Origin of the sequence: Streptosporangium sp. H16, assembly GCF_051918855.1 — a bacterium.
GTDB lineage: Bacteria > Actinomycetota > Actinomycetes > Streptosporangiales > Streptosporangiaceae > Streptosporangium.
The window spans coordinates 120,313-132,322 of record NZ_JBPXMD010000006.1; the positions used below are offsets into that span (position 1 = coordinate 120,313).

At 70.7% G+C, this 12,010-nt stretch carries 1 protein-coding gene; it reads right to left on the bottom strand.

The window, feature by feature from the left end:
- Positions 1–19: 19 nt before the first annotated feature.
- The gene (locus ACTOQ2_RS12340) at positions 20–11,749 is read right to left on the bottom strand and encodes a putative Ig domain-containing protein (RefSeq protein WP_440099762.1); all 11,730 of its coding nucleotides are present in this window, start codon (positions 11,747–11,749) and stop codon (positions 20–22) included.
- Positions 11,750–12,010: the final 261 nt, after the last annotated feature.

Sequence of the window (12,010 nt, forward strand, 5' to 3'; positions counted from 1 at the left end):
TTCCAGGGACGGCGCGGTGTCATTTGGCCGTCGCGACGTAGGTGAGCGTCCCTGAATAGGCGCCGACCTGGACGAAGGGGATGTAAGCCTCGAAGTCGGTGCCGATGGCGTCCCCGTTGGGGGCGGACGCAACCGGCTGGTCGTGGACGAGCACCGGGACGGTGGTCGAAAGGGGCTGGAAGGCCGTCGTGCCGCTCTCGCGCACGCGCAGGTTCCCGATCGGGATGGTGGAGTCGTTGCCGGGCTGGTCGGAGGTGAGCTCGGGGGACGCCGCCCGCACGGTGACGGTGTAGCCGTCGAAGCTGTTCGTGATGACCGTCATGGTCACGGCCTGGTTGTCGCGGACCGTCGAGTCCGGCTTGCCGGTCAGAGTGAAGGTGCTGGTCAGATCGACGAGGGTGATGCTGGTGGGGGTCACGGCGATCTGGACGGAACAGCCGGGGTCGGTGCCGCCGGCGGGGCAGGTGCTGCCGACGGTCGCCGAGGTGACCTGGTTGTCGAGGATCGCGTCGCCGGTGGTCTCGTGGGTGACGACCACGCTGAAGGTGACGACCGCGCTCGTCCCCACCGGTAGCGCCCCGGTCCAGCTGAGGACGCCGGCGGCGTAGGTGACGGTGCCGACGGTGGCGGTCGCGTCGCCCGCGTAGGTGGCGTCGTCGAGCAGCCCGGCCAGCGCGTCGGTGAACGCGGCCTCGGCGTACGGCGACTCCCCGGTGTTCGTGGCCGTGATCGTGTACTGGACGGTGACGGCCGCCACCACGTCACCGCTGTTGTCCGCGGTCTTGGTGATGGTGAGGCCGGGGGTCAGGACGGCGACAGTCGTGGTGCAGAGAGGGTCGTCTCCCCCCTCGGGACAGGTCGCCCCGGCCGTGACGGAGCTGACGGTGCTGGTCAGGATCTTGTCGCCCGGCGGCGGATAGACGGTGGTGACCGAGTAGGTGATCGTCGCGGTGTCCCCGATGGGCAGGGCGCCTCCCCAGCTGAGGGTGCCGGCGGCGTAGGTGACGGTGCCGACGGTGGCGGTCGCGTCGCCCGCGTAGACGGCGTCGTCGAGCACCCCGGCCAGCGGCTCGGTGAACGCGGCGCCGAGATAGTCGGTCTCGCCGGTGTTGACGAGGGTCACCGTGTACTGGACGGCCTCTCCGGCGACGACGGTGGCGGTGTCGGCGGTCTGTGTGATCGTGAGCTGCGGCACCAGGACGCGCACGAACGTCGTGCACGCCGGGTCGTTCCCGCCCACCGGGCAGGTGCTGCCCGGTGCGGTGGAGGACACGCCGCTGGTCAGTGCCTTGTCACCGGGGTCGGGGTCCTTCACCGTGACGGAGTAGGTGATCGTGGTGCTCGCGCCGGTCGCGAGGGATCCAACCCAGGTCAGTTTCGGCGCGGTGTAGTCGAAGACGCCGGTGGAGGCGCTCGCGTCGTTGTTGTAGACCGTGTCGGGGAACAGGCCGTCCAGCGCGGCGACGACGGAGGCGCCTGTGTAGTCCGTCTGCCCGGTGTTGGTGAGCGTGATCGTGTAGCCGATCGTGCCGCCGGGGGTCGTGGTCGCCGTGTCGGCGGTCATCACGATGCTCAGCGCGGGGATCAGGACGGTGACGGTCGCGCCGCAGGCCGGGTCCGTGCCGCCCACCGGGCAGGTGCTGCCGGGCACGGACGAGGAGATGACGCTGGTCATGCTCGTGTCGCCGGTATTGGGGTCGGCGGCCCTCACCGTGTAGGTGACGGTCGCGGTCGCCCCGACCTGCAGGTCACCGGTCCAGGTCAGTGTGGTTCCGGCGAGGCCGACCGCGCCGGTGGTGGCGGTCGCGTCGTCGTTGTAGGTGGCGGCGTCCAGCACCTCGGCCAGGGAGTTCACGACGCTCGCGCCGGAGTACGGGGTCTGGCCGGTGTTGGCGATCGTGATCGTGAACCGGGTGACGCCGCCCGGGGTCGTGGTCGCCCGGTCGGCGACGATGGAGGTGGTCAGTCCGGGCAGGAGGACCGCCACCGACGCGGCACAGGCCGGGGCGCTGCCACCCACCGGGCAGGTGCTGCCCGGCGCGGACGAGGCGGCGGTGTTGGCGAGCACCCGGTCGCCGGCGTCCGGGGTGTTGACGGTGACCGAGTAGCCGATGGTCACCGTCGCCCCGATCGCCAGGTCGCCGGTCCAGGTCAGGGTCTGCCCGGCGAGGCCGACCGTGCCGGTCGAGGCGGTCGCGTCGCCGTTGTAGGCGGCGTCGTCCAGCACCGCCGCCAGCGGGTCGGTGACGCTCACGCCGGTGTAGGCCGTCTGCCCGCTGTTGGTGGCGGTGATCGTGTAGCCGACCGTGCCGCCGGGGGTCGTGGTCACCGCGTTGGCCGTCTTGACGATGGTCAGCGCCGGGACGAGCACGGTGACGAGCGTCGTACACGCCGCGACGGTTCCGGTGGACGGGCAGGTGCTGCCCGGCGTGTCGGAGGAGACCCGGTTGTTGATCAGCTTGTCGCCGGGATCGGGGTTCAGCACGGTGACCGAGTAGGTGATCGTCGAGGTCGCGCCGATCGCGAGGTCGCCGGTCCAGGTCAGGTTGGAGCCGGTGAGGATGACGGTGCCGCTCGTGGCGCTCGCGTCACCGTTGTAGGAGGCGTCCGTGAGCACCCCCGTCAGGTCGTCGGTCGCGGTCGCTCCCGTGTACGGGGTCTGGCCGGTGTTGGCGACCGTGATCGTGTAGGTGATGGTCCCGCCGGGCGTGATCGTCGTCCGGTCCGCGCTCTTGGAGACGTCCAGGGCGGGGGTCAGCACGGTCACCGTCGAGGTGCAGGCCGGGTCGGTACCGGCGACGGGGCAGTTGTTCCCCGGGGTGGCCGAGGTCACGACAGCGGTGAGGGTCTTGTCCCCCGGGTCGGGGTTCAGCACCGTCACCGAGAAGGTCGCGACAGCGCTGGCGCCGACCGCCAGAGGGAACTCCCAGATCCCCACGTCGGCGCCGGAAAAGGAGAAGCCGCCCGCCGAGACCACCCCGTCGCCGTTGTAGACGGCGTCGTCCAGCACCCCCGCGAACAGTTCGTTCACCGCGACGTCGGCGTACGGCGTCTGACCGGTGTTCGTGACCGTGACCGTGTAGTTCACCACCTGGTTCGGGACGGCCGTGGTGACGTCCGCCACGTTCGTGATCGTGATCCTGGAGATCGGGACGTCGCTGAGGCAGCGGGTGTCGGTGCCGCCGGTCGGGCAGGTGCTGCCGGAGGTGGTGGAGGTGACGGCGTTGACCAGCCGCTCGTCGCCGGTGCCCAGGTCGTCGACCGTGACGCTGTAGGTGACCGTGACCGCCTGGCCGGGGTTGAGAGCTCCGGTCCAGGTCAGGTTGGGGCTGGTGAAGGTGACGTCACCCGTCGTGGCGCTCGCGTCCCCGTTGTAGGAGGCGTCGTCCAGCACCCCGGTCAGCGCGTCGGTGAACGTCGCCGCGGCGAAGGGCACCTGCCCGGTGTTGGTGGCGGTGATCGTGTAGGTGACCGCCGCCCCGGGGACGGCCGACGTGGCGCCGGGCGTCTTCACGAGCGTCAGGATCGGGGTGAGGACGAGGACGCTCACCTCGCACGCCGTGTTCGTGCTGGAAGGCGGGCAGGTGCTGCCGGCCTCGTTGGACACCACCTGGTTGGCCAGGAGCTTGTCACCCGTGGCGGGGTCGGTGGTGGTGACCGAGTAGGTGACGGTCGCGGTCGCCCCGACCGCCAGGTCTCCGGTCCAGGTCAGCGTGGTCCCGGCGAGGCCGACCACGCCGGAGGTGGCCGCCGCGTCGCCGTTGTAGGTCGCCTTGTCCAGCACGCTCGCCATCGCGTCGGTGACGACGGCGCCGGTGTACACGCTGTCCCCGGTGTTGGCGATCGTGATCGTGTAGGCCACGGGGCCGCCCGGGACGACCGTGCTCCGGTCGGCGACCTTGGTGATCGTCAGCCCCGGGGTCAGCACGGTGACCGTGTTGGTGCAGCCGGGCTCGGTCACCGCGGGGCAGCTGCTGCCCTGCACCGTGGAGAGCGTGGTGAGAGTGATCAGCTTGTCCCCCAGGTCGGGGTTGTTCACCGTGAGGCTGCCGGTCAGCGTGACGCTGCCGCCCACGGGGACGTCCCCGGTCCAGGTCAGCCCCGTCACCCCTCCCAGGCTCAGCGTCAGCGTCCCGGAGGTGGCGGTCTGGTCGCCGTTGGCGACGGCGTCGTCGGCGCCTTCGATCCCCCGGAACAGGACGCCGATTCCGAAGTAGGGCGTCTGCCCGGTGTTGGTGATCACCGTGGTGTAGTGGATCACATCGCCCGGCAGGTAGGCCAGCTTGTCGGACGAGGTCACGATGGCCAGGCTCGCCACGGTCACCGTCTCCGCGCAGCGGGGGTCGGTGCTTGCCACGCCGCAGTTGCCGCCCACCGAGTCCGAGACCAGGGCGTTGGTGAGGATCCCGTCGCCCGAGGCCGGCGGGTTCGCCGTCACCGAGTAGGTGACCGTGACCGACCCCTCGGCCGGAACGGTCCCGGTCCAGGTCAGGTCGGGTGCATCATAGGCGACGTCACCGCTGCCGGCCACGGCGTCGTTGTTGTAGGTCGCGTCGTCCAGCACCCCGGCCAGCGAATCGGTGAACGTCGCGTCGACGTAGGGCGTCAGCCCGCTGTTGCCGATCGTGACGATGTAGGTGACCGTCTCGCCCTGCGCGACCGAGGGGGTGCTCGCGGCCTTGTCGAACGTCAGCGTGGTGGCGTCGGTGACCGGGACGCTGTCGACGCAGCGCAGGTCGGTCCCGCCGGCCGGGCAGTTGTTGCCCGGGGTGGCTGAGGTGACGGTGTTCACCAGGTTCAGGTCACCGGTCACCGGGTTGTCGACGGTGGCCGTGTAGGAGACGGTCGCGCTCGCACCGGGCGCGAGATCCCCCGTCCAGATCAGGTCGGACCCGGTGAGGCCGACCGTTCCGCTCGTCGCGGTGGCGTCCGCGTTGTACGCGGCGTCGTCCAGCACCCCGGCCAGCGCGTCGGTGAACGTCGCCCCCGTGTAGGGGAGCGGCCCGGTGTTGGTGGCGACGATCGTGTAGGTGACCGTGGTCCCCGGCACCGCCGTCGTGGGGTTCGAGGTCTTGGTGATCCTCAGCGCGGGGACGAGCACGCCCACGGTGCTGGTGCACCGCGCGTCGCCGCTCGCCGGTGTGCAGTTGACGCCGGTGGTGGGCGAGGAGATCGTGTTGATCATCGCCTTGTCCCCGGGGTCGGGGTTGCGCACGGTGACCGTGTAGGCGATGGTCGCGCTCGCCCCGACCGCGAGGTTCCCGGTCCAGGTCAGCGTGGATCCGGCGTAGCTCACCGTACCTGTCGTGGCGGTGGCGTCCGCGTTGTAGACGGCGTCGTCCAGCACCCCGGCCAGCGGGTCGGTGAACGTCGCGCCGGTGTAGGGTGCCTGCCCCGAGTTGACGACGGTGATCGTGTAGCCGACGGTGCCTCCCTGGACGGTGACGGCCGTGTCGGCGGTCTTGGTGATCGTCAGGCCGGGGACGAGCACGTTGAGCGTGGCGGTGCAGCGGGGGTCAGAGCCGCCGGACGGGCAGTTGTTGCCCGGGGCGGCGGAGACGAGGGTGCCCGTGACGGTCCGGTCGCCGGTGGGCGGGTCCTTGAGCGTGAGGGTTCCGGTGACGGTGACGACTCCCCCGACGGGAATGTTCCCGGTCCAGGTGAGGCTCGTGGCGTTGAGCACGAGCGTCCCCGAGCTCGCGGTCTGGTCCCCGTTGGGGATGGCGTCGTCGAGGGTGCCGGCGGTGGGGGCGGAGACGGAGATCCCCGTGTAGGGAACCTGTCCCGTGTTGGTGAACGTGGCGTTGAGGGTGATCGTCGAGCCGGGGGTCGCCCCGGTCTGGGTGTAGCTCTGTTCCAGCACGAGACGCGCCACCGCCACCTGGACGGTGCAGCGCGGGTCGGTGCCCCCCGCCGGGCAGTTGCTCCCCGTGGTGGAGGAGACGGCGGTGCTGGAGAGCCGGGCGTTCCCGGTGACGGGGTTGTCGACCGTGACGGAGTAGGTGATCGTGGCGCTCGCGCCGACCGCCAGGTCGCCGGTCCAGTTCAGGTCGGAGCCGGTGAGGCCGACCGTTCCGCTCGTGGCGCTGGCGTCCCCGTTGTAGGCCGCGTCGTCCAGCACCCCGGCCAGCAGGTTGGTGACGGCGGCGCCGGCGTACGGCGTCTGCCCGGAGTTGGTGACGGTCACCGTGTAGTCGACGACGCCCCCGGGCGCCGTCGTGGCGGTGTTCGCGCTCGCGGCGATGGTCAGCTCCGGCACCAGGACGATCACCGTCGAGACGCACGCCGGGTTGGTGCTGCCCGCCGGGCAGGTGCTGCCCGGCGTGGACGACACCGCGACGTTGCGTATCAACCTGTCGCCGAGGACGGGGTCGTTCACGGTGACGGAGTAGGTGATCGTGGCGCTCGCGCCGACCGCCAGATCACCGCTCCAGGTCAGGTCGGACCCGGCGTAGGCGACCGTGCCGCTCGTCGCGGTCGCGTCGCCGTTGTAGGAGGTGTCGTTGAGCACCTGGGCCAGCTGGTTGACGACCTGGGCGCCGGTGTAGGCGCTCTGCCCGGTGTTGGTGACCGTCGTCGTGTAGGTGACCGTGCCGCCGGGGACGGCCGTCTGAGTGTCGGCGGTGTTCGTGATCGTCAGCCCCGGCACCAGGACGGTGACCACGCTGAAGCAGCCGGGCGCCGTCGCACCGACGGCCGGACAGGTGCTGCCCGGCGCGGCGGAGGTGAAGGAGCCACTCAAAACCTTGTCACCGGTGTCGGGATCGTTGACGGTCACCGAACCCGCGATGGTGACCGTCGCGCCGATCGCGATGTCCCCGGTCCACAGGAGCGAGCCGTCCGGGGTAACGTCGATGCTGCCCGAGCTCGTCACGATGTCACCGTTGTAGGTCGCGTCGTCGAACACGTCCGCGACGGTGAACACGGCGCTGATGCCCACGTAGGGGGTCTGCCCGGTGTTGACCATCGTGAGGGTGTACGGCACGACGCCACCCGGGGCCGCGGTGCTCGACGGGGTCGTGACGGTCATCGTCAGCTGCGGGACGAGGACCGTCACACTGCTGGAGCACCGGGCGTCGCCACCGCCCGACGGGCAGTTGCTACCGGTGGTGGCCGAGGTGAGTGCGTTGGTCAGCGTCTTGTTCCCGGTGCCGGGGTTGGCGACGGTCACCGAGTAGGTGATCGTGGCGCTCGCCCCGACGGCCAGGTTCCCTGTCCAGGTCAGCGTGGAGCCCGCGAAGCCGACCGAGCCGCTGGTCGCGGCGGCGTTCGCGTTGTAGGTCGCATCATCCAGCACCCCGGCCAGCGCGTCGGCGAACGTCGCGCCGGTGTACGGCGTCTGCCCCGAGTTGGTGACCGCGACCGTGTAGTTCACGACCGAACCGGGGGTCGTGGTCAGCGTGTCGGCCGTCTTGACGATCGTCAGACCGGGGACCAGGACCGTGATGACGCTGAAGCACCCGGGAGCCTGGTTGCCCACTGGGCAGTTGCTGCCAGGCGCGGTAGAGATCACGGAGGTTGTCAGGACTTTGTTGCCGGTGTCGGGATCCTTCACGGTGACCGAACCTGTGACGGTGACGGTCGCGCCGATGGCCAGGTCACCGGTCCAGGTGAAGGTGCCGTTCAGGTTGTTGACGACGGTACCCGACGTCGAGGCGAAGTCTCCGTTGCCCGTCGCGTCGTCCAGCACACCCACCATGGAAACGGTGAAACTCGTCCCGACGTACGGGGTCTGCCCGGTGTTGGAGACCGTCAACGTGTAGTTCACGACCGAACCGGGGGTGGCGTTGGCCACGTCCGTGCTGGTGTTGATCGTCAGTCCCGGAACCAGGACGGTGACGGTGGCGACGCACTGCGGGCCGGGGTTTCCCGGCGGGCAGGTGCTGCCGGGAGTGGCCGAGGAGACCGTGTTGGAGACGATCCTGTTGCCGGGGTCGGGGTTGCGCACCGTGGCCGAGTAGGTGATGCTCGCGCTCGCACCGGGCGCGAGGTTGCCGGTCCAGGTCAGGTTGGGGGCGGTGTACGACACGCTGCCGGTCGTCGCGACGGCGTCGGCGTTGTAGACGGCGTCGTCGAGCAGGCCGGCCAGCGCGTCGGTGAACGTCGCACCGGTGTACGGGGTCTGGCCGTTGTTCGTCACCGTGACCGTGTATCCGATGCTTCCCCCGGGAGTCGCCGTCGAGACGTTGGCGACCTTGACGATGGACAGCCCGGACACGGTCACGGTGGCCGAGCAGCGGGTGTCGAGGCCGCCGGCCGGGCAGGTGCTGCCGACCGTCGACGAGGTCACCGCGTTGGCCAGCACCTTGTTGCCGGTGTCGGGGTTGTTCACCGTGACCGAGTAGGTGATGGTCACGGTGGCGCCGGCCGCCACGTTGCCGGTCCAGGTCAGGGTCTGGCCGTTCAGGGACACCGAGCCGCCGCTCGCGGTCGCGTCGCCGTTGTAGGTCGCGTCGTCGAGGACGCCCGCCAGCGGGTCGTCCAGCGTCGCGCCGGTGAAGGCGGCGCTACCGGTGTTGTTCACGGTGATCGTGTAATTGACCGTGCCGCCCGGGACCGCCGAGGAGGCGCTGGCCGTCTTGACCATGACCAGGGCTCCGGCCGCGATCACCAGCGTCGCGGACCTGGTGTCCGCGAGGCCGCCTCCGTCGACCACCCGGAAGGTGACCGCGAAGCTGCCCATCACCGTCGGGGTGCCCGACAGCACACCGGTCGAGGCGTTCAACGTCAAACCCGGCGGCAGGCTGCCCGCGCTGACCGACCACGTGTAGGGCGCGACCCCTCCGCTGACGGTCAGCGGGACGCTGTAGGCGACCCCGACCTGTCCGGGCGGCGGCGCGGCGAACGTGAACGTCGGCAGTGCCGCGATCGTCACGCTCACCGTCCTGGTGCTGCTCTGGTTGAAGGCGTCGACCACCCTGACGGAGAAGGAGAAGACGCCGCCCAGCGTCGGGGTGCCCGACAGCACGCCGGTGGAGGTGTTCAGCGTCAGACCGGGGGGCAGGCTGCCCGCCGTGATCGACCACACGTACGGCGCGGTGCCTCCGGTGACGGTCAGCGGGATGCTGTAGGGGATGCTCACCTCGCCGTTGGGCGGCGCCGGGAACGTCAGCACCGGCAGCGGCGCGATGACCAGGGTGACCGCCCGGGTGGTGCTCACATTGCTCGCGTCCGTCACCTGCGCGGTGAAGGAATAGCTGCCCGCCGCCGTCGGGGTGCCCGACAGCACACCGGTCGAGGCGTTCAACGTCAAACCCGGCGGCAGGGCGCCCGCGCTGACCGACCACACGTACGGCGTCGTACCGCCGGTGACCGTCAGCGGGACGCTGTAGGCGACGTTCACCTCACCGGCCGGCGGCGGGGCGAAGGTGAAGGCGGGCGAGGCGTTGGGGACGACGGCGGCGGAGGGCAGGGACGCCGGGCCCGGGCCCGCCGCGTTCACGGCGGTGACGGTGAACGTGTACGAGGTGCCGGGGGTCAGGCCGACGACACGCTGGGTGGTCGCGGTGCCGGGGAACGTCTGGGTGGGCTGCGCGACGCCGCCGATGTAGGGCGTGACGACGTAGCTCGTGATGGCGCTGCCGTTGGTCGCCGGCGCCGTCCAGGTGAGATTCGCCGAGGAGGTGCCTGCGGTGGCCGCGGTGATGGTGGGCCGGCCGGGGACGTCGTAGGGGACGACCGCGTTGGAGGCGGGGCTGGCCGGGCCGGTGCCGACGGCGTTCACCGCGGTGACGGTGAAGGTGTAGGTCGCACCGGCGGTCAGCCCGGTCAGCGTCCTGCTGGTGGCCGAGGCGTCGAAGGACACCGGGGTCTGGGCCACGCCGTTGCGGGTCGGGGTCACGATGTAGCCGGTGATGGCGCTGCCGTTGGCCGCCGGCGCCGTCCAGTTCACCGTCGCGCTGGTCGTCCCGGCCACCGCGGTGGGCGCGACGGGCGCCGCGGGGGCGGAGGTGTAGGTGTAGGCGGCCTGCGCGTCCAGCCCCTCGGTGACGACGTTGACGTTCACCGCGGCGGCCGTGGTCCTGGCGGGCATGGAGGGGATGGTCAGGGTGCCGTCGCCGTTGTTGACGAAGCAGCCGGTGGTGACCCCCGAGGGGCACGGCAGCAGGACGACCGGGGTTCCCGCCTGCTGCTGGGCGGTGGTGCCGATCTCGATGGCGGTGGCGTTGGAGATGTTCGTCCCGCTCACGGTCACCACTCCGCCGCCGGAGATGGTGCCCGAGTTCGAGCTCAGGGTTATGCCGCCGGGCGTCGCCGGCAGCGTGCCGACGGTCGTCGTCGACAGGTAGGCCGGATTGGCGTCGTTGGACGACGCGGTGACCACGGTCCCGCTCTGGATCTGCGCCGGCGTGACGCCGGTCCCGGTGACGATGCCCACCACGGTGAGCGGCGGTAACGTCGTCCCGTCCGCGAACGGGGTGGCGAAGTTCGTGCAGGTTATGGAGCGCGACGACGGCGCCGAGCAGACCCACCCGGTGCCGTACGCCCCCACGGGCACCGTTCCGGCGGGCAGGGTCTGGGTGATCGTGATCGGCGTGGTCTCATCGAGACCCGCCGCGACACCCGCGACGACGCTGTAGGTCACGGGGTCGCCCGGCTGCAGCGTCGCGGCGTTGTAACTGGTCTGAGCGACGGTCAGCTCGGGAACCGCGCTGATCGTGGCGACCCTGGCGTTGTCGACCTCGTGGAAGTCGGTGATGCCGCCGGTGGAGGCCACCCAGCCGAACGCCAGCTGCCGGGGGATCCCGGCCGCGGTCAGCCAGCTCGCCGGGAACAGGCTCGTGGAGACCGCGGGGAGAGTGCCGGTCAATGTCCTGGACGTACCGTTCACCAGGGTGGTTATCACTCGGTAGCTGTTGGCCGGGATGGACATGCCGGCGGCGGTGGTGAGAACCGTGTTGGTGGGGTTGATACCGACCTGGACCGGGACGGCCCTGCGGGTGGTCGATCTCAGCCCGAGAACGGGGGCGCTCGTCGAGGTCGCCGTGCTGTTGATCGCGCAGTATCCGACGGTGCCGTTGCCCGGCCCGCGGACGACGACCTGGCCGGCCACCCGGACGCTGCCCGTCCCGATGTAGGCCGGGTTCGTGCAGCCGCTTCCCTGGTAGGCGCTGTTGCTGAAGTTTCCGTACACGTCGAAGCCGATGCCGAGATAGCCGTACGCCAGGCCGGGGAGGGAGGAGAACGAGGTGTAGCCGAGCGCACCGCCCGACTGGCCGATGTTGGCCGGAGGCGCGGACGTGGCGGGGTTCACCGCGGCCAGGACGAAGGTCATCCCGTCGGCCGCCGACCCGCCGTACTGGTAGGTGTTGAACGTGACGTCCAGCCCCTGCGAGGTCGGCACGCTGGCGGCGCCGAGGAGCCCACCGACCTTGGTGGTGACCGCGTCCGTCAGGCGCAGCTTGCCCGAGCCCTGAGCGTCCAAGTTGTTGTCACAGGTGTGCAGGGCGCCAGTGCTGGGGTTGCCGGAGGCGGTCAGGCACGCCATGTTCGTGCCGCCACTCGGCAGCGCGGGCAGCACCACGGCGCCGAGCCCGTTGGGCGTGTTGTTGTGGAAGGGCTGGTCGAACACGATCGTGCCGGCCGCCGACGCGGCCATGGGAGCCGGCGCGTTCAGCGCGCCGGCGGCCGCGCTCAGGACGAGCAGCTGGGCGAGTGCCCGCCTGTACCTCGACGGCGGGCCTCCGATCAGGCCCGTGCACCGGCCGGAACCACCGGACGCCCTCGCCGGGCGTGGCACGTCACCCATCACTGCCACCGGACGTACGCGGGCCGACCGTCCCCACCTGATCGGGGACGCCGCCGAGAACAGCGAGAAGCGAAAGCACGGCGCGGCACCCCTTCGATCGATCACGATTTCGGCGGCCTCGCGCCGCGTGGGCATCGTGACGACCGGAGTGACCGGACGGCCACCGGGGCTCGTGGCCATTCGGCACGATGAGCGGTTTCTTAGCGGGAATCCCACCCCAACCACTGAAAGTGTCTGATCAACGACTCAGAGTGTCAATCA